The sequence below is a fragment of the Streptomyces sp. NBC_00654 genome, assembly GCF_026341775.1.
In the GTDB taxonomy this organism is placed as follows: domain Bacteria; phylum Actinomycetota; class Actinomycetes; order Streptomycetales; family Streptomycetaceae; genus Streptomyces.
Map to the genome: position 1 here is coordinate 1,018,255 of NZ_JAPEOB010000002.1, position 18,081 is coordinate 1,036,335.

An 18,081-nucleotide genomic window follows, 5' to 3' on the forward strand; every position below is an offset into this window, starting at 1 on the left:
GCGCAGAACGCGCGCCCCGGGCCCCGCACCGTGTGGTCACACCCAGGCCGCACCCCGTAGCGCGTCGTAGCGCGTCGTAGCGCGTCGTAGCGCGTCGTAGCGCGTCGTAGCGCGTCGTAGCGCGTCGTCAGATGAAGTTGAGCGCGGCTGCCCCGCCCACTCCCCCGAGCACCATGAAGGCGGGCATCAGCACCTTCAGCTCCACCCAGCTGCCGGCCCGGAACCGCATGGCCTTCGGCGGTCCGATCGGGTACCAGCGCTTGCGGCCCAGGGGGATCGGCCACAGGATCGGGCAGCCCGAGACGGTGAGCGCGTCGCCGATGTCGTGGACGAGGGCGCCCAGCACGATGGGCAGCCCCAGCCACAGGTACTCCTGGCCGGGGGCGTCGAACAGCCAGTCCGAGCCGTTGCCCGGCTTGTCCAGCACGCCGGCCAGGATCCAGGCGCTGGTGGCGCCGAGCAGCCACACCAGGACGTCGCTGGACATCCGGGCGGCCCGCCACAGCAGACCCTCGACCGCGAGCACCAGGTGGACGAAGAGGATCGCCAGCACCGCCCAGCGGCCGCCGGTGATCGCGGCGACCGAGGCCCCGCCGCCGATCAGCACCGCCCACAGCCAGGTGTGGGTCAGTGTCCGGTGGCCGCCGTTCCTGCGCGGGTCGCCGGGACCCCTGGTCGCCTTGTAGACCGTGTGCGAGAGCTTGTCGACGATCTCGCACAGGCCGCGCGAGACGGGCCCGAAGGCGCGCGAGATGGTCGCGGACTTGTGGTCGAGGTCGGGGGCGAGCGCGGCGCCCGCGCAGATCAGTGCGCCGACGACCAGGACGGGCCAGGGCATCGCATGGCCTGCGGCGGCGGCCGCCGCGCCCACCCCCAGCCAGGCCGCTGCCCCTGACAGAGAGTGTGCCGGTCCCATCATGGTCGTTCCCGCCCCCAGTACGGTGGTGCGGCCATCGCCGTTGCGGCGCGGCCGAGTTGAGTGGAAAGGGTATCGTCCGTGATCTTCGTGCGGTCCTCCGGTTCCCTCATCGGGTCGGAAGACAGGCAAGATGGGGGCGTGACCCTAATCGATCAGCTGCCCCCGACCGACGACCCGGACGCCCTCTTCGAGGCCTTCTCGTCATGGACCGAGACGCAGGGCATCACCCTCTATCCGGCCCAGGAGGAGGCGCTGATCGAGGTGGTCTCGGGGGCGAACGTGATCCTTTCCACCCCCACCGGCTCCGGGAAGAGCCTGGTCGCGGCGGGTGCGCACTTCACGGCGCTGGCCCAGGACAAGGTCACCTTCTACACCGCGCCGATCAAGGCGCTGGTCTCGGAGAAGTTCTTCGACCTGTGCAAGCTCTTCGGTACCGAGAACGTCGGCATGCTCACCGGTGACGCCTCGGTCAACGCCGACGCCCCGGTCATCTGCTGCACCGCCGAGGTGCTGGCCTCCATCGCGCTGCGCGACGGCAAGCACGCCGACATCGGCCAGGTCGTGATGGACGAGTTCCATTTCTACGCGGAGCCGGATCGCGGCTGGGCCTGGCAGATCCCGATCCTGGAACTGCCTCAGGCGCAGTTCGTCCTGATGTCGGCGACGCTCGGCGACGTCTCGGTGTTCGAGGAGGACCTGACCCGGCGCACCGGCCGCCCCACCTCCGTGGTGCGCTCCGCGACCCGGCCGGTCCCGCTGAGCTACGAGTACCGCCTCACCCCGATCACCGAGACGCTCACCGAGCTGCTGGACACCCGGCAGTCCCCCGTCTACATCGTGCACTTCACCCAGGCCGCCGCCGTCGAGCGGGCGCAGTCCCTGATGAGCATCAACATGTGCACGAAGGAGGAGAAGGAGAAGATCGCCGACCTGATCGGCAGCTTCCGCTTCACCACCAAGTTCGGCCAGAACCTCTCGCGCTACGTACGGCACGGCATCGGTGTGCATCACGCGGGCATGCTGCCGAAGTACCGGCGTCTGGTGGAGAAGCTCGCCCAGGCGGGTCTGCTGAAGGTGATCTGCGGTACGGACACCCTCGGAGTCGGCGTCAACGTCCCCATCCGCACGGTGCTGTTCACCGCGCTCACCAAGTACGACGGCACCCGTGTCCGTACGCTGCGCGCCCGTGAGTTCCACCAGATCGCGGGCCGCGCCGGGCGGGCGGGCTTCGACACGGCGGGCTTCGTCGTCGCGCAGGCGCCCGAACACGTCATCGAGAACGAGAAGGCCGTCAAGAAGGCGGGCGACGACCCGAAGAAGAAGCGCAAGGTGGTCCGCAAGAAGGCTCCGGAGGGCTTCGTGGCCTGGTCGGAGACGACCTTCGACAAGCTCATCCAGTCCGAGCCGGAGCCGCTGAACTCCCGCTTCCGGGTCACCCACACGATGCTGCTCGCGGTGATCGCCCGTCCGGGCAACGCCTTCGAGGCGATGCGGCGTCTGCTGGAGGACAACCACGAGCCGCGCAGGGCGCAGCTGCGGCACATCCGCCGGGCGATCGCGATCTACCGCTCGCTGCTCGACGGCGGTGTGGTGGAGCAGCTGGACGAGCCGGATACCGAGGGCCGGATCGTGCGGCTGACCGTCGACCTCCAGCAGGACTTCGCGCTGAACCAGCCGCTGTCCACCTTCGCCCTGGCCTCGTTCGACCTGCTGGACGTCGAGTCGCCCTCGTACGCGCTGGACATGGTCTCCGTCGTCGAGTCGACGCTGGACGACCCCCGGCAGATCCTCGCCGCCCAGCAGAACAAGGCGCGCGGCGAGGCCGTGGGGCAGATGAAGGCGGACGGGGTCGAGTACGAGGAGCGGATGGAGCTGCTCCAGGACGTCACGTACCCGAAGCCGCTGAGCGAGCTGCTGTGGCACGCCTACGACGTGTACCGCACGAGCCATCCGTGGGTGGGCGACCATCCGGTGTCGCCGAAGTCGGTGATCCGGGACATGTACGAACGGGCCATGACCTTCACGGAGTTCACCTCGCACTACGAGCTGGCCCGGACCGAGGGCATCGTGCTGCGGTATCTCGCGAGCGCGTACAAGGCCCTTGAGCACACCATCCCCGACGACCTGAAGTCCGAGGACCTGGAGGATCTGATCTCCTGGCTCGGCGAGATGGTGCGTCAGGTGGACTCCAGTCTGCTGGACGAGTGGGAGCAGCTGGCCAACCCCGAGGTGGAGACGGCCGAGCAGGCGCAGGAGCGGGCGGACGAGGTCAAACCGGTCACCGCCAACGCCCGCGCGTTCCGGGTGCTGGTGCGCAACGCGATGTTCCGCCGGGTGGAGCTGGCCGCGCTGGACCGGGTCCGCGAGCTGGGCGAGATGGACGCCGAGTCGGGCTGGGACGAGGACGCCTGGGGCGCGGCGATGGACGGGTACTGGGACGAGTACGAGGATCTCGGCACCGGCCCCGACGCCCGCGGGCCGAAGCTGCTGAAGATCGAGGAGGACCCCGAGCACGGTCTGTGGCGGGTCTGGCAGGCGTTCGCCGACCCCAACGGGGACCACGACTGGGGAATCCGGGCCGAGGTCGACCTGGCGGCGTCCGACGAGGAGGGCCGGGCGGTCGTCCGGGTCACCGCGGTGGGCCAGCTGTGAGCAGGCATGTGATGAGGCGGGCCGCCGCCGCGGCAGCGGGGCGGGCCCCGGAGTGGAGACGAACGGCATGACGAATCCGGCCGAGCGCCTGGTCGACCTTCTCGACCTGGAGCGGATCGAGGTCAACATCTTCCGGGGCCGCAGTCCGCACGAGTCCCTGCAGCGGGTCTTCGGCGGTCAGGTCGCGGGGCAGGCGCTGGTGGCGGCCGGCCGGACCACCGACGGGGAGCGGCCGGTGCACTCGCTGCACGCCTACTTCCTGCGGCCCGGACGCCCCGGGGTTCCGATCGTGTACGAGGTGGAGCGGGTGCGGGACGGCCGGTCCTTCACCACCCGCCGGGTCACGGCCGTCCAGGAGGGCCGGACGATCTTCAATCTGACGGCGTCCTTCCACCGCCCCGAGGCGGGCGGCTTCGAGCACCAGCTGCCGCCGGCCCGCACGGTGCCGGATCCCGAAGAGCTGCCCACCGTCGCCGACGAGGTCCGTGAGCATCTGGGCGCGCTGCCCGAGGCGCTGGAGCGGATGGCCCGGCGCCAGCCCTTCGACATCCGTTACGCCGACCGGCTGCGCTGGACGCGGGAGGAGATCAGGGACGCGGATCCGCGCAGCGCGGTGTGGATGCGGGCGGTCGGCCCGCTGGGCGACGACCCGCTGGTGCACACCTGCGCGCTGACGTACGCGAGTGACATGACGCTGCTGGACGCGGTCCGGATCCCGGTGGAACCGCTGTGGGGTCCGCGCGGTTTCGACATGGCGTCGCTGGACCACGCGATGTGGTTCCACCGGCCGTTCCGGGCGGACGAATGGTTCCTGTACGACCAGGAGTCGCCCATCGCGACGGGTGGCCGGGGGCTGGCGCGCGGCCGGATCTACGACCGTGAGGGCCGGCTGCTGGTGTCCGTGGTGCAGGAGGGGCTGTTCCGGCGCCTGGGCGCGTAGCCGGTGCCTGCCCGGTTCCGGTGCCGGCGCCGGCCGTCGAACCGTCCGGTCTACCCTTCGAGGCCCAGTGGCAGAACACGAGGAGTGGGCGCGTGAGCGGCGTACTGACCATGAACCCCGTCCCCCGGGACACAACGGGCCGGGCTGCGGGAACGGACGGGCCGCCCGCTCCGGTGGGGCGGGTCATCAACCTCCGGGACGAGCGGGACGGGCTCCGTACGGTCGCCCATGTGGAGCGCGACCTTCCGCCCGGCGGCATACCGGAGTACCTCGCGGCCCGGAGGAGCGGGGTGCGCTCCTTCGTCCTGTGGGCCGATCCGGACCGGCGGCAGCGGCTGGCCACCCTGGTCACCGTGTCGGTGAACGACGGCGTGGGAACGTATCGGGTGCTCGGCGACCGGGGCGAGCCGATCGGCACCCTCGTCCGTGAGAAGGCCCTCTCCGGCAGGGGACTGCGCACGCGCTGGACGGTGACGCAGCCCGGCTGCCCGGAGGCGGTCGGCTACAAGGGCCGGATCTTCTGGTGGTACGTCTGGTGGCTGCTGCTCCCCGTCCAGACGGTCGTCGCCACGCTCGCCCTGCTCAGCGGCAGCGGCGACGTCGCCCGTGGCCCCCGGCGCATCGTGTGGCGCGCGGGCGGGGAGGCTCCGCTGGAGTTCCGCTCGGACAAGGACGAGCTCCATCTGCACGCACCGTGGTGCGACTGGCGGGTCGGTGCGGCGCTGGTGGCCCTGGTGCCGACGTTCGAGGGCTGGCTCGGCCATCCTTGGGACGACAAGAAGAAGTAGACGCCTGTGGTGCGTCCCCGCCGGGGGCGGTCCGCCTCTCCTGCCCTCGTTGTGCTGTGAAAGGACCTCAGCTCCATGACCGAGATCGTCCCCGTGTCCGGCCCCGAACTGGTCACGTACGCCGATGAACTGGCCGCCCTCCTGGTGGAGACCGTCGAGGAGGGGTCGTCGGTGGGATTCCTCGCCCCGCTGGACCGTGATGTCGCCGCCGCCTGGTGGCGCGAGCGGGCCGCGGCCGTCGACGCGGGCGCCCTCCGCGTCTGGATCGCCCGTGACGGGGAGCGGGTGGCCGGCACCGTCAGCCTGGTCCGGGCGGCGTTGCCGAACGCCCGGCACCGCGCGGAGGTCGCCAAGCTGATGGTCCGGCCCTCCGCCCGCGGCCGGGGGGTCGGCCGTTCGCTGCTCGCCGCCGTCGAGGAGTGGGCGGCCGGGTCCGGGGTGACGCTGCTGGTCCTGGACACGGAGAGCGGAAGCTCCGCCGAGCGGCTCTACCGCGCGGCGGGCTGGACCGAGTGCGGTTCGGTGCCGGGGTACGCCGCCGACCCGTCGGGGGTCCTGAAGCCGACCACGTACTACTACCGGGAGATCGGCTCCCCCGTGAGCCCGTCGACGTCCTTGTAGGCGACCCCGTCCTTCATCACGAGCAGGATGTTCTCGGGCCTGCCGAGCGCGTGGATGTCGGTGAGCGGATTGCCGCGGGCGATGACGACATCGGCGCGCTTGCCGGGTTCCAGGGTGCCGATCTCGTGGGCGAGGCCGAGGAGTTCGGCGGCCTCGCTCGTGCCCGCGCGCAGGGCGCCCATGGGGGTCATCCCGCAGTCCACGAGATGGCCGAGCTCCCGCAGGTTGGTGCCGTGCTCGGCGATGCCGCAGTCGGTTCCCATGGCCACCCGCACCCCGCGTTCGACCGCGTGCGGGATGTGGGTGCGGGCGACCTCCTGCCAGTGCTTCTTCTTCGCGTACGCCCAGGGTGCCGCCTTCGCCGGGTCCGGGTCGGTGTGGGCCGTGGTGAGGGTCGGGACGAGGAAGGTGCCGCGCTCCAGCATCAGGTCGATGGCCTCGTCGTCGATCTCGTACCCGTGCTCGACGCTGGCGACCCCGCCGCGCACGGCGTTGAGGATGCCGCCCCGGCCCTGTGCGTGGGCGGCGACCTTCTTGCCCCGGTGCCCGGCCGCGATGTCGGTGATCGTACGGATCTCGTCCTCCAGGAATCCGTCGTCGTCCGGCTGGTCGGTGGGGCTCCACACTCCCCCGGTCGCGGCGATCTTGACGCAGTCGGCGCCCTGCCGCAGCACCCCGCGTACGGCTCTGCGGCACTCGGCGGGTCCGTCGGCGAGGCGGCCCATGGTGCTGTCCACCGCGCCGTCGTCATGGGCGGCACGGAAGTCGCCGTGGCCGCCGGTCGGGCTGAGCATGGCAACGGCGATCAGCAGCCGGGGGCCGGGCAGGAGGCCCGATTCGACGGCGCGGCGATGCCCGGCGTCGGCTCCGCCGAGGTCACGGGCCGTGGTGACACCCGCTTCCAGGGTCTGCTTCATCCGGGGCGCCGCCAGGAACGTGAGGAGACTGCGCGGCATGGCCGCGATCTCCGCGTGGCTCATCGATGTGCCCGGGGCGGCCATATGGACGTGGCAGTCGATGAAGCCGGGCAGGATCGTGTCACCCCGTACATCGATCCGGCGGGTGCCGTCGGGGAGTCCGGGGTGGGCGGCGGACGGTCCCGCCCAGCGGACGGTCCCGTCCACGACGAGTACCGCGCCGTCCTTGACCGGTTCGCCCCCGGTGCCGTCGATGAGCAGGCCGTTGTGCAGGAGTACGGGTGTGGTGGCGGGGGCGGGCATGACGTGGTTCCTTCCCTGGAGGGCGTGACGGGGGGGTACGCGGGAGTGTTCAGACGGCGGTGGCCGCGCGGGGCCTGGCCACGACCGGAGCGGCGACGGCGACCAGGACCGACACGCCGGCGCAGCACCACCAGACGGTGGTGTAGGCGTCGATGGTCGGGATCTCGGTGCCCTTGAAGGTGATCGCTGTGAGGACGGCGGCGAAGACGGCGCCCGCGACGGAGCCGCCGAGGGTCTTCGCGGTGTTGTAGATGCCGGTGGCGACGGCCGTGCGCTCCGGGGGGCTGGCGTCGACGATCAGCACGGGCATCGCGCTGAGCGCGAGTCCGATCCCGAGTCCCACGACGCTGTTGACGACGACGAACTGCCAGGGCTCGTCATGGGCGGCGATCAGGAACAGGTAGCCGGCCGCCATCAGCACCCCGCTGAGCGCCAGCACACCGCGGCCGCCGACGCCCCGGAAGAGCCGGGACGCGAACAGTGAGGCCACGAAGGCCATCACGCCGGAGGGGAGCATCAGCCAGGCGATGCCGAGCGCGTCGTACCCGAAGCCGTAGCCCAGCTTCTCCGCGGGCGAGGAGACGAACAGCACCGCGGCGGTCTGGGCGCCGAAGAGCGCGGTGCCGAGCAGGAAGCTCGCCGCGTACACCGGGAGCAGGGTGCGCCGCACGGTGAGCCGGATGTCGACGATCGGCTCGGCGACCCGGAGTTCGACCAGGACCCAGCTCACCAGGGTGAGCACGGCGACCGCGAACAGGATCAGCGTCCACGCGTCGCTCCAGCCCCACTTGGGGCCCTGCGAGATGGCGAGGAGCAGGGTGGCGAGTCCGACGCTGAGGAGCCCCGCCCCGGCCCAGTCGACCCTGCCCCGGGCGCGGGTGGTGGATTCGGGGACGAGGAGGAAGACCACCACGGCGCACAGGACGGTGGCGGCGGCGGGTATCCACAGCACTCCGTGCACGGAGGGGATGACCTCGCGCAGCAGTCCGGCGACGACCATGCCCGCGCTGGCTCCGAAGGTGAGCGATCCGACCAGCATGGCGATGGCGCTGCGGCCGCCGGCCGCGTCGAGGCGGTCCCGTACCAGGCCGATCTCCAGCGGGAGGAGGGCGGCGAGCGGGCCCTGGAGGACCCGGCCGACGAGGAGCACCTCGAAGGAGGGCGACCAGGCGACGAGGACGGAGCCCGCGGCGAGGCAGAGGACGGCGATACGGAGCAGCCGCCGGTGGCCGTACATGTCACCGAGGCGTCCGAAGACCGGTACGGAGACGGCCGCGGCGAGCAGTTGCGCGGCGTTGACCCAGTTGAGGTCACCCGCGCCGACGTTCAGGACGGCGCCGAGCTCCGGCAGGAGCGTCGGCATCATCCCCTGGATGATGCCGCTGGTCAGTTCGACGAAGACGAGGAATCCGACGACCGCGGCGACTCCGGGGCCGGCGAGGCCCGGCGCGCCGGTGCCCTTGACGGGCTGGATACGCGACATGGGTTCTCCACTGGGGCACGGCCGCATCGGGATGCGGCGGTTGAGGAAGACGGTGGGGCGGACGGGGTGGGGCGGGTACGGGGAGGCCGGGGTGTCAGCCCGCCGGACGTGTTCCGGCGTTCAGCAGTGCTCGGGCGACCGCCTGTACGACGGCCAGATCGGCCGGTCCCGGGGTGATGCCGACGGCGGCCAGCAGGGCCTCGATGCCGTCGGGGTCCGGGACGGTGACGGGAGCGGACTCCGCGGGGGTCTTCGGAATCGCCCCGGTGGTGTCCGGGTCCCGGAGCGGGGCGGGCCGGTGCCGGGGGTCGGGCGCGGCCCGGCGCAGATGCCAGGTGGTGAGGGACTGGAAGGCCTCCCCTGCGGCGAGCAGGGTGTTCTCGGAGTGGGGGCGGCCGGCCAGTTGGAGGGAGAGCGGCAGTCCGGCCGGATCCGCGCCCATGGGGAGCGCGAGGGCCGGGAAGCCGGTGGGGTTCCAGATCGCGGTGAGGTTGAGCTCGTCGCCGGGTGCCGCTTCCTGTGCGTACGGGCGTGCGGGCGCGGGCCAGGTGGGAGTGGCGATCACATCGGCACCGCCGGGTGAGTCCAGGCGGGCGAGGAGGCCGGCGGTGAGCTGCCGGCCGGTCCGCCGGGCGCGGAGGTAGAGGTGCGCGGGGAGTACGGCCCCCGCGGCGGCCAGTCTGCGGAAGCCGCGCCCGTGTCCCTGCCAGTGGGCGGCGAGGCGTTCGCCGTGCTCGGCGAACGCCTCGGCGAGCATGGTCACGGCGTTCACGGCGAGCAGGGGGACGAATTCGGGGAGGTCGAACTCCCGTATCTCCGCACCGAGTTCCCGCAGTTCGCGCAGGGAGCGGTGGAAGGCGGTGCGGCACTCCCGGGTGACGCCCGGCCCCTCGACGAGGCCGTACGGGACACCGACGCGGAGGCCTCGTACCCCGGTGACCGGCGGCGCGGGCCGTGGCCGTCCGGTCAGCGCGTCGAGCAGCAGACCGCAGTCGCGGGCGCTGACGGCCATCGGGCCCAGCACGTCCTGCGAGGGGCTGAGCGGCACACAGCCCTCGGTGGGCAGCAGGCCGTGGGTGGTCTTGAGGCCGGTGGTGCCGCACAGTGCGGCCGGCAGCCGGACGCTGCCGGAGGTGTCGGTCCCCAGGGCGCCGAGGAAGAGTCCGGCGGCGATCCCCGCGCCGTTCCCGGTGCTCGATCCGCCGGTCCAGCGCTCGGGGTCCCAGGGGTTGCGGGGCACCGGGAAGGTGTGGGCGGGGTCGGGCCGGCCGATGGCGTACTCGGCCATGGTGGTCTTGCCGAGGACGACCGCCCCGGCGCTCCGGAGCCGGGCGACGGCGGGCGCGTCCTGTCCGCGCCACCAGCCGGGGTCGTGCACGGGACTCTGCGCGGTGGACGGGCCCTCGACGGTGGCGAGGTTGTCCTTGACCGCGAGCGGCAGTCCGTGCAGCGGGCCCCGGTCGCCGCTCGGCCGGGTATCGGCGGCGTCGGCCGCCGTGAGCGCCTGTTCCGGGAAGCGGGTCACATACACACCGAGCAGGGGGTCGAGCCGGTCGGCGTCGCCCAGTGCCGCCTCGACCAGTTCCCGGCTGCCGACGGCGCCGGTGCGCAGGCCGTGGACCGCTTCGGCGAGAGTGGCGAAAGGCTGCTGCACGACGCACCTCCGGGCGGTGAAAGTGGCTGGATCTGATCGGGTACGGCGATGCTAGTCTCCGATCAATGAGCCGCCAGGAATTGCTGTTTCCTGTCACTGTTCAACATCAAATGCAGCATCTCTCCATGAAGGCCGAGGACGCGGATCACGATGACCGAAACCCTGCCCCCTCTCGGCGAGCTGGATCTGGCCCTCATCAACGCCCTCCAGATCAATCCGCGGGCACCGTGGACCGAACTGGCCAAGGCCCTGGACGTCGACGCGGCGACGGTGGCGAGGCGCTGGGAACGGCTGCGGGCGGCCGGGCACGCCTGGGTGACGGCCTATCCGTACGGGGACGCGGGCGGCGGCGCGCTGATCGAGATCGACTGCGCGCCGGGGCGGGCGGGGGCGGTGGCGGCGGTCCTGTCGGCGGATCCGCACGCGGTGACGGTGGAACACGCGGCGGGCGGCCGGGACTTGCTGATCACCGCCATGGCCACGAGCTTCGGCGCGCTCTCGCGGTACATCGTGGACCGGCTCGGCACCATCCCCGGCATCATCGCGACCCGGGCGCATCTGGTCACCCGCAGCTACACGGAGGGCAGCGTCTGGCGGCTGACGAGCCTGAGCCGCTCGCAGCAGGAGGTGCTGGCCGCGTCCCGGCGGGCGGCGGCGGGGAGCGCGCCCCAGCCGCCCGCGTACGCCGAGCTGGTCACCGCGATCGGGGAGAACGGGCGCATCCCGCTGAGCGAGCTCGCCGATCAGCTGGGCGTCTCGGTGAACACCGCGAGCCGACGGCTCAACCGGCTCCTGGAGTCCGGGAAACTGGTGCTCCGCTGCGACCTGGCCCGTTCGCTGTCGGGCTCACCGGTCGCCGTGACGTTCTTCGGGACGGTGGCGGCCGAGCACCTCGACGCGACGGCCCGGGAGCTGGCGAAGCTCCCGGAGATCCGGCAGTGTCTGGGACTCGCGGGACCGCAGAATCTCATCGCCACAGTCTGGGTATCGTCCCTCGTGGACGCCCAAGCCCTGGAGGTACGTCTGGCCGCCGCACTGCCCCATCTGCGCATCGCCGACAGGGCCGTCGCCCTGCGGGCGGTCAAGCTGATGGGCAGGCTGCTGGACCCGGAGGGGCGGGCCGTCGGCTTCGTTCCGATGAACCTCTGGGCGTCCGGATGAACAACCGCGCATTGGAAACAAGGAGCGATCTCATGACGCTGCACGACATCCCGCTGCACACCCTGACCGGCGAGCCGACCACACTGGGCGCCTTCGACGGCAAGGCCGTCCTGCTGGTGAACGTGGCCTCCAAATGCGGACTGACCCCGCAGTACGAAGGCCTGGAGCGGCTCCAGAACCAGTACGGGGAGCGTGGCTTCACCGTGGTCGGCGTGCCCTGCAACCAGTTCGCGGGCCAGGAGCCGGGCAGCGCGGAGGAGATCCGGACGTTCTGCTCGACGACGTACGGGGTCACCTTCCCGCTCCTGGAGAAGCTCGACGTCAACGGGGAGGGCCGGCACCCGCTGTACGCGGAACTCACGACGCTCGCGGACGCGGAGGGCGAGGCCGGTGATGTGCAGTGGAACTTCGAGAAGTTCCTGATCTCACCGGCCGGTGTGCCGGTGGCCCGGATCCGTCCCGGCACCGATCCGGAGGCCCCCGAGGTCGTCGCGGCCATCGAGGCCCAGCTCCCGGCCTGACCCGACGCCGCGGGCCGCGCGGGGGCAGGTGCCCCCCGCGCGGTCCGCGGCCCGGAAGCCCGGCCCGCTTCAGCGGATCGGCATGCCCGAGAGGGTCCGGGCGATCACCAGCCGCTGGATCTCGCTGGTGCCCTCGAAGATGGTGTAGATCGCCGCGTCCCGGTGCATCCGCTCCACCGGGTACTCCCGGGTGAAGCCGTTGCCGCCGAGGATCTGGATCGCCTGGGCGGTGACCTTCTTCGCGGTCTCGCTCGCGTAGAGCTTCGACATGGAGCCCTCCGCCGAGGTGAACGGCTTGTTGGCGGAGGCCATCCAGGAGGCGCGCCAGACCAGCAGCCGCGCCGCGTCGATCTGGGTGCGCATATCGGCGAGCTGGAAGGCGATGCCCTGGTTGTCGATGATCGGGCGGCCGAACTGGGTGCGCGTCTTCGCGTAGTCGAGGGCGACCTCGTACGCGGCACGGGCGGTGCCCACGGCCATGGCGCCGACGGCCGGACGGGACGCCTCGAAGGTGGCCATGGCGGCGTTCTTGACCCGCTCGCCGCCACCCGCCCCGACCCGCTCACGGGCCCGCGCGAGACGCTCGTCGAGCTTCTCCTTGCCGCCGAGCAGACAGTGTCCGGGCACTCGCACGTCCTCCAGGACCACTTCGGCGGTGTGCGAGGCGCGGATGCCGTGCTTCTTGAACTTCTGCCCCTGCGAGAGCCCTGGGGTACTCGGCGGCACGATGAACGACGCGTGCCCCCTGGATCCGAGCTCCGCGTCGACGACGGCCACGACGACATGGACGTTGGCGATGCCGCCGTTGGTCGCCCAGGTCTTCGTACCGTTGAGGACCCACTCGTCCTTGGCCTCGTCGTAGACGGCGCGGGTGCGCATCGAGGCGACGTCGGAGCCCGCGTCGGGCTCGGAGGAGCAGAAGGCGGCGACCTTCACATCGCCGGCGTCGCCGTACATCTGCGGGATCCAGGTGCCGATCTGCTCCTCGGTGCCATTGGCGAGGACGCCGACGGCCGCCAGGCCCGTACCGACGATCGACAGGGCTATGCCCGCGTCGCCCCAGAAGAGCTCCTCCATGGCCATGGGGATACCCAGGCCCGTGGGGTCGAAGAACTGCTGCGCGTAGAAGTCGAGGGAGTAGATGCCGACCTTGGCCGCCTCCTGGATGACGGGCCAGGGCGTTTCCTCACGCTCGTCCCACTCCGAAGCGGCCGGACGGATCACATCCGCGGCGAAGCCGTGGAGCCAGTCGCGGACCTGCTTCTGGTCGTCGTTGAGCTCAAGCGTGAACTCGGCCATGTTCCCCTCCATGCGCTGCTGCGAAAACATGCGTTACTTGCGGTAACGCAGTCTGTTACCGGCAAGTAGCCACTGTCAACCGCCCGGAAGCCGCCCGGCACGCCCGCTGGGCAGGGTGTTACGTTGCCCAGGCGTGAAGAAATGCAAGGCCAGGGGTGGGGAGAGACACGGCATGGAGACCGCACGACAGGCCGAGCGACAGCGGAGCGCGGCCGAACGCCGCCGCCGCGAGTTGCTGGAGGCCGCGGACCGAGTGGTGCTCAGGGACGGCCCCAAGGCATCGATGAACGCGATCGCCGCCGAGGCCGGAATCACCAAGCCCATCCTCTACCGGCACTTCGGCGACAAGGGCGGGCTCTACCGCGCACTCGCCAAACGGCACACCGACGCCCTGCTCAGCGCGCTGCGGGCGGCCCTCGACGCACCGGCCGAGCGCCGCGAACGGGTGGAGGCCACACTCGACACCTATCTCGCCGCGATCGAGGCCCGCCCGCAGGTCTACCGCTTCCTGATGCACCCGTCCGACGACGCCGCCCCCTCCCCCGAGCAGGGCTTCGACGTCGGCCGGCACTCCGCCCCGCTGCTGCGCCGCCTCGGCGAGGAACTCGGCAAGGTGATCGCCGAACGGGTGGACCTGGGTCCGGACAGCGAGCAGATGGCCCGCATCTGGGGCCACGGCATCGTCGGCATGATGCACGCCGCGGGCGACTGGTGGCTGGGCGACCGGCCCTGCTCCCGCGCCCAGTTGGTGCGCAGCCTCGCCGATCTGCTGTGGGGCCGGCTGGCCGCGGCGGGCGACCGGCCCGGCGGACCGGGCTTCTGAACTCCAGCGCCACCGACGCCCGCCCGCGCGCCGGACACCGTCCGTGTGCCCGCCGCCCCCGCTCCCGCCCCTGCCTCCCGCCCCGAACGCGTTCCCTCCGTACGGCGCGCCGCCCCGGCTCAGGCGCCGCTCCCCCAGGGCGCCCGCCGGGCCGCCCGCAGCGCCCTGGCGCGGCGCAGGCCGGTCAGCCGGTCGGTGTAGACCATGCCTTCGAGGTGGTCGCACTCGTGCTGGAGGCAGCGGGCGAACCATCCCGTACCGGTGATCCGCACCGGTTCGCCGGTCACGCCGACCCCTTCGACGACCGCGTGGTCGAAGCGCGGCGTGCCCGCCTCGATGCCCGGAAGTGAAAGACACCCTTCCGGTCCGCGTACGGTAATGCCGTCCGCCTCGACCAGTTCCGGATTGACGATGTGTCCCAGGTGCCGGACCTCGTCGTCGTCCGGGCAGTCGTAGACGAACACCTTGAGCGGGACGCCGATCTGATTGGCGGCGAGCCCGACACCCTGCGCCGCGTACATGGTGGCGAACATGTCCTCGACCAGCCCGGCGAGCGAGGGCCCGAAGTCCGTGACGTCCTCGCAGACACTGTGGAGGACCGGGTCGCCGAGCAGACTCATGGCACGGATGAGTCCGGAACTGCCGGGGATCGGGCGGTTTCGCATGGCCGCAAGCGTACGTTCCGCCGCGGCCACGGACTTCCCGTGGTGCCGCGGTGCGGTCGTCGCACCGGACATCGATAGGCTGGGCGTGCACCGATGCAAGGAGGATCTAGGACGATGGCAGGCAACACGGAGCCGTTGTCGCCGCGGGCCAAGCTGGCCGTGACGGCGGGCAAGGCCGCGGCGGCGGTGTCGCGCGCCGCGGGGCGCGGCAGCGGATCGGTGATCGGCGGCCGGGTGGCGCTCAAGCTCGACCCCGACCTGCTGGGGCGGCTGGCGCAGCACCTGGACGTGATCCTCGTGTCGGCGACGAACGGCAAGACGACCACCACCCGGCTGATCGCCGAGGCACTGCGGGCCGCCGGGCCCGTCGTGTCGAACGCGCTGGGCGCGAACATGCCCGCGGGCATCACCTCGGCACTGGCCGGCGGCTCGGACGCGAAGTACGGCGTGATCGAGGTCGACGAGAAGTACCTCGCCGGTGTCGCGCGCGACACGACGCCCAAGGCGATCGCGCTGCTCAATCTCTCCCGCGACCAGCTGGACCGCGCGGCGGAGACCCGGATGCTCGCGGAGCACTGGCGCGAGGGGCTGTCCGGCTCGAAGGCCGTGATCATCGCCAACGCCGACGACCCGCTGATCGTGTGGGCGGCGTCCTCCTCCCCCAATGTGGTGTGGGTGGCGGCGGGCCAGGCGTGGAAGGACGACGCGTGGTCCTGCCCGTCCTGCGGCGGTGTGATGCAGCGCCCGGGGGACGACTGGTTCTGCGGGCAGTGCGGCTTCCGCCGCCCCGCCCCGAGCTGGGCGCTGAACGGCGACTACGTACTGGACCCGCACGGTTCGGCGTGGCCGATCCACCTCCAGCTGCCCGGCCGGGCGAACAAGGCGAACGCCACGAGCTCGGCCGCCGTCGCGGCCGTCTTCGGGGTGCCGCCGCAGGTCGCCCTGGAGCGCATGTACCAGGTGCAGGCCGTCGCGGGCCGCTACGACGTGGTCTCCTTCCAGGGCCGTGAGCTGCGGCTCCTGCTGGCGAAGAACCCGGCGGGCTGGCTGGAAACGTTCTCCCTGATCGATCCGCCGCCGACCCCGGTGATCCTCTCCGTCAATGCCCGGGGCGCGGACGGCACGGACACCTCATGGCTGTGGGACGTCGACTACACGCAGCTCGCCGGCCACCCGATCTTCGTGCTCGGCGACCGCAAGCTGGACCTCGCGGTCCGGCTCGAGGTCGCCGGTCTCGACTTCCGTGTCTGCGAGACCCTGGACGAGGCCGTCCAGCTGTCTCCGCCCGGCCGTATCGAGGTCATCGCCAACTACACCGCCTTCCAGGATCTGCGCCGTCGTGTCGGCAACTGACCCCGGCCCCGGCCACCTCCGGAGAGGACGAAGCATGAGCAACAACGGTCTGCGTCTGGTCTGGGTCTACCCCGACCTGCTCAGCACGTACGGCGACCAGGGCAACGCCCTGGTCGTGGAGCGCCGGGCCCGGCAGCGCGGCCTGGACGTGCAGCGCGTCGACGTGCGCAGCGACCAGCCGGTCCCGACCTCCGGCGACATCTACCTGATCGGTGGCGGCGAGGACCGGCCGCAGCGGCTGGCCGCGGAGCGGCTGCGCCGGGACGGCGGGCTGAGCCGGGCCGCGTCCAACGGCGCGATCATCTTCTCGGTGTGCGCGGGCTACCAGATCCTGGGGCACGAGTTCGTCAACGACCTCGGTGAGCGCGAGGCCGGCCTCGGCCTGCTCGACGTGGTCTCCACCCGCGGCGAGGGCGCCCGGTGCGTCGGCGACGTACTGGCGGACATCGACCCGCATCTGGGGCTGCCGCCCCTGACCGGGTTCGAGAACCACCAGGGCGTCACCCATCTCGGCCCCACCGCACGGCCGTTCGCCCGGGTCCAGTTCGGCCGGGGCAACGGGACCGGGGACGGCACCGAGGGCGCGTACAACGACACCGTCTTCGGTACGTACATGCACGGTCCGGTGATGGCCCGCAATCCGCTGATCGCGGACCTGCTGCTGAAGCTGGCCCTCGATGTGAACGCGCTGCCGCCGACGGACGACCGCTGGTACGACGCGCTGCGCTCCGAGCGCATCGCTTCGGCGACGCAGCCCGCCTGAGGCGTTTTTTGCTCAACTGAGCGAAGTCCAGCAGGCGGACATCCGGTTCGGTCCCGCCACCCTGCGCCGGTAGGGTGGCGGGGATCCAACCGGACGACGTGGTCCGGTCGTCGGCCCACGTTGCAAAGGTTTCCCGGGCAATGCGAATTGGTGTGCTCACCTCCGGCGGCGACTGCCCCGGCCTCAACGCAGTCATCCGTTCCGTCGTGCACCGCGCGGTGGTCGACCACGGCGACGAGGTCATCGGCTTCCACGACGGCTGGAAGGGACTGCTGGAGTGCGACTACCGCAGGCTCGATCTGGACGCGGTGGGCGGCATCCTGGCGCTCGGCGGCACCATCCTCGGCTCCTCCCGGGTCCAGCCCGCGCATCTGCGTGACGGTGTGGAGCGGGCCCGGGGCCATGTCGCCGAGCTCGGTCTGGACGCGATCATCCCGATCGGCGGCGAGGGCACGCTGAAGGCGGCCAATCTGCTCTCCGAGGCGGGGCTGCCGATCGTCGGGGTGCCGAAGACCATCGACAACGACATCGCCTCCACGGACGTGACCTTCGGTTTCGACACGGCCGTCGGGGTCGCCACCGAGGCGCTGGACCGGCTGAAGACCACCGCCGAGTCGCACCAGCGCGTGCTGATCGTCGAGGTCATGGGGCGGCACACCGGCTGGATCGCCCTTCACTCGGGCATGGCCGCCGGGGCGCACGCCATCGTCGTCCCCGAGCGCCCCTTCGACATCGACGAACTGACCGACGTGGTCGGGAAGCGCTTCTCGGCGGGCAAGAAGTTCGCGATCGTCGTGGTCGCCGAGGGCGCGAAGCCGCGCGCGGGCTCCATGGAGTTCGAACAGGGCGCCAAGGACATCTACGGTCACGAGCGCTTCGCCGGAGTGGCCACGCAGCTCTCCATCGAGCTGGAGCAGCGCCTCTCCAAGGAGGCCCGGCCGGTGATACTCGGCCATGTCCAGCGCGGCGGCACGCCCACCGCGTACGACCGCGTCCTCGCCACCCGCTTCGGCTGGCACGCGGTGGAGGCTGCGCACCGGGGCGAGTTCGGCATGATGACGGCGCTGCGCGGCACGGACATCACCATGGTGCCGCTGGCGGCCGCGGTGGAGACGCTGAAGACGGTTCCCGCCGAGCGCTACGCCGAGGCGGAGTGCGTGCTCTGAGCGGCACGACCCGAGTAACTGCCCCCGGCCGCAACCGCGGCCGGGGGCAGTTC

16 protein-coding genes are annotated in these 18,081 nt (G+C 71.6%); 10 read left to right on the forward strand and 6 right to left on the reverse strand.

All coding sequences use genetic code 11. The annotated features are described in order from the left end of the window. Positions 1 to 127: 127 nt before the first annotated feature. Positions 128 to 919 carry a metal-dependent hydrolase gene (locus tag OHA98_RS24725; protein ID WP_266928939.1) on the reverse strand — a complete coding sequence of 264 codons (792 nt, stop codon included), beginning with the start codon at positions 917 to 919 and terminating at the stop codon, positions 128 to 130. A gap of 138 nt (positions 920 to 1,057) precedes the next feature. On the opposite strand from OHA98_RS24725, the gene OHA98_RS24730 reads away from it, so the two are divergent. The 4 genes from OHA98_RS24730 (at position 1,058) to OHA98_RS24745 (ending at position 5,920) form a co-directional block, all read left to right on the forward strand. Then, positions 1,058 to 3,571, forward strand: a complete 2,514-nt coding sequence (locus OHA98_RS24730; RefSeq protein ID WP_266928940.1) for an RNA helicase — start codon at positions 1,058 to 1,060, stop codon at positions 3,569 to 3,571. Positions 3,572 to 3,638: 67 nt separating this feature from the next. After that, positions 3,639 to 4,511 carry an acyl-CoA thioesterase II gene (locus OHA98_RS24735; protein ID WP_266928941.1) on the forward strand — a complete coding sequence of 291 codons (873 nt, stop codon included), beginning with the start codon at positions 3,639 to 3,641 and terminating at the stop codon, positions 4,509 to 4,511. Positions 4,512 to 4,603: 92 nt separating this feature from the next. Beyond that, a complete protein-coding gene (locus OHA98_RS24740; RefSeq protein ID WP_266928942.1) occupies positions 4,604 to 5,299 on the forward strand; it encodes a hypothetical protein in 696 nt (231 codons plus the stop codon). 75 nt (positions 5,300 to 5,374) lie between these two features. Beyond that, positions 5,375 to 5,920, forward strand: a complete 546-nt coding sequence (locus OHA98_RS24745) for a GNAT family N-acetyltransferase (RefSeq protein ID WP_266928943.1) — start codon at positions 5,375 to 5,377, stop codon at positions 5,918 to 5,920. Here the strand turns inward: OHA98_RS24745 and OHA98_RS24750 are convergent. The 3 genes from OHA98_RS24750 to OHA98_RS24760 all read right to left on the reverse strand — a co-directional run bounded on the left by OHA98_RS24750 (position 5,875) and on the right by OHA98_RS24760 (position 10,277). Next, positions 5,875 to 7,140 carry an amidohydrolase family protein gene (locus OHA98_RS24750; protein ID WP_266928944.1) on the reverse strand — a complete coding sequence of 422 codons (1,266 nt, stop codon included), beginning with the start codon at positions 7,138 to 7,140 and terminating at the stop codon, positions 5,875 to 5,877. The two genes, OHA98_RS24745 and OHA98_RS24750, sit on opposite strands and share 46 nt — an antisense overlap. Before the next feature lie 49 nt (positions 7,141 to 7,189). Next, positions 7,190 to 8,623, reverse strand: coding sequence for an MFS transporter (locus tag OHA98_RS24755; protein WP_266928945.1), 1,434 nt, complete (start codon positions 8,621 to 8,623; stop codon positions 7,190 to 7,192). Positions 8,624 to 8,717: 94 nt separating this feature from the next. Then, the gene (locus OHA98_RS24760; RefSeq protein WP_266928946.1) at positions 8,718 to 10,277 is read right to left on the reverse strand and encodes an amidase; all 1,560 of its coding nucleotides are present in this window, start codon (positions 10,275 to 10,277) and stop codon (positions 8,718 to 8,720) included. 150 nt (positions 10,278 to 10,427) lie between these two features. Between OHA98_RS24760 and OHA98_RS24765 the strand changes: the two genes are divergently transcribed. Beyond that, complete coding sequence (locus tag OHA98_RS24765) at positions 10,428 to 11,438, forward strand: Lrp/AsnC family transcriptional regulator (protein ID WP_266928947.1); 1,011 nt, start codon at positions 10,428 to 10,430, stop codon at positions 11,436 to 11,438. Positions 11,439 to 11,470: 32 nt separating this feature from the next. Then, a complete protein-coding gene (locus OHA98_RS24770; protein ID WP_266928948.1) occupies positions 11,471 to 11,959 on the forward strand; it encodes a glutathione peroxidase in 489 nt (162 codons plus the stop codon). Positions 11,960 to 12,028: 69 nt separating this feature from the next. On the opposite strand, the gene OHA98_RS24775 is transcribed toward OHA98_RS24770, so the two are convergent. After that, complete coding sequence (locus tag OHA98_RS24775) at positions 12,029 to 13,258, reverse strand: acyl-CoA dehydrogenase family protein (RefSeq protein ID WP_266928949.1); 1,230 nt, start codon at positions 13,256 to 13,258, stop codon at positions 12,029 to 12,031. A 172-nt stretch (positions 13,259 to 13,430) separates the two neighbouring features. On the opposite strand from OHA98_RS24775, the gene OHA98_RS24780 reads away from it, so the two are divergent. After that, complete coding sequence (locus OHA98_RS24780) at positions 13,431 to 14,081, forward strand: TetR family transcriptional regulator (RefSeq protein ID WP_266928950.1); 651 nt, start codon at positions 13,431 to 13,433, stop codon at positions 14,079 to 14,081. 119 nt (positions 14,082 to 14,200) lie between these two features. On the opposite strand, the gene def is transcribed toward OHA98_RS24780, so the two are convergent. Continuing rightward, a complete protein-coding gene (def, locus tag OHA98_RS24785) occupies positions 14,201 to 14,746 on the reverse strand; it encodes a peptide deformylase (RefSeq protein WP_266928951.1) in 546 nt (181 codons plus the stop codon). Between the two features lie 114 nt (positions 14,747 to 14,860). Here def and OHA98_RS24790 point away from each other — a divergent pair, with 114 nt between their 5' ends. The 3 genes from OHA98_RS24790 (at position 14,861) to OHA98_RS24800 (ending at position 18,028) form a co-directional block, all read left to right on the forward strand. Then, the gene (locus OHA98_RS24790) at positions 14,861 to 16,099 is read left to right on the forward strand and encodes a MurT ligase domain-containing protein (protein ID WP_266928952.1); all 1,239 of its coding nucleotides are present in this window, start codon (positions 14,861 to 14,863) and stop codon (positions 16,097 to 16,099) included. Between the two features lie 34 nt (positions 16,100 to 16,133). Continuing rightward, positions 16,134 to 16,862 carry a type 1 glutamine amidotransferase gene (locus tag OHA98_RS24795; protein WP_266928953.1) on the forward strand — a complete coding sequence of 243 codons (729 nt, stop codon included), beginning with the start codon at positions 16,134 to 16,136 and terminating at the stop codon, positions 16,860 to 16,862. 140 nt (positions 16,863 to 17,002) lie between these two features. Then, entirely contained in the window at positions 17,003 to 18,028 is a 1,026-nt protein-coding gene (locus tag OHA98_RS24800) for a 6-phosphofructokinase (protein ID WP_266928954.1), read from the forward strand. The last annotated feature ends 53 nt before the right edge of the window (positions 18,029 to 18,081 follow it).

Excerpts from the sequence above, each read along its gene's own strand:
- OHA98_RS24745 (WP_266928943.1), top strand. The coding sequence starts at position 5,375 with ATGACCGAGATCGTCCCCGTGTCCGGCCCCGAACTGGTCACGTACGCC.
- OHA98_RS24725 (WP_266928939.1), bottom strand. The coding sequence starts at position 919 with ATGATGGGACCGGCACACTCTCTGTCAGGGGCAGCGGCCTGGCTGGGG.
- OHA98_RS24750 (WP_266928944.1), bottom strand. The coding sequence starts at position 7,140 with ATGCCCGCCCCCGCCACCACACCCGTACTCCTGCACAACGGCCTGCTC.
- OHA98_RS24795 (WP_266928953.1), top strand. The coding sequence starts at position 16,134 with ATGAGCAACAACGGTCTGCGTCTGGTCTGGGTCTACCCCGACCTGCTC.
- OHA98_RS24790 (WP_266928952.1), top strand. The coding sequence starts at position 14,861 with ATGGCAGGCAACACGGAGCCGTTGTCGCCGCGGGCCAAGCTGGCCGTG.
- OHA98_RS24775 (WP_266928949.1), bottom strand. The coding sequence starts at position 13,258 with ATGGCCGAGTTCACGCTTGAGCTCAACGACGACCAGAAGCAGGTCCGC.
- OHA98_RS24765 (WP_266928947.1), top strand. The coding sequence starts at position 10,428 with ATGACCGAAACCCTGCCCCCTCTCGGCGAGCTGGATCTGGCCCTCATC.
- OHA98_RS24770 (WP_266928948.1), top strand. The coding sequence starts at position 11,471 with ATGACGCTGCACGACATCCCGCTGCACACCCTGACCGGCGAGCCGACC.
- def (WP_266928951.1), bottom strand. The coding sequence starts at position 14,746 with ATGCGAAACCGCCCGATCCCCGGCAGTTCCGGACTCATCCGTGCCATG.
- OHA98_RS24780 (WP_266928950.1), top strand. The coding sequence starts at position 13,431 with ATGGAGACCGCACGACAGGCCGAGCGACAGCGGAGCGCGGCCGAACGC.
- OHA98_RS24755 (WP_266928945.1), bottom strand. The coding sequence starts at position 8,623 with ATGTCGCGTATCCAGCCCGTCAAGGGCACCGGCGCGCCGGGCCTCGCC.
- OHA98_RS24735 (WP_266928941.1), top strand. The coding sequence starts at position 3,639 with ATGACGAATCCGGCCGAGCGCCTGGTCGACCTTCTCGACCTGGAGCGG.
- OHA98_RS24800 (WP_266928954.1), top strand. The coding sequence starts at position 17,003 with ATGCGAATTGGTGTGCTCACCTCCGGCGGCGACTGCCCCGGCCTCAAC.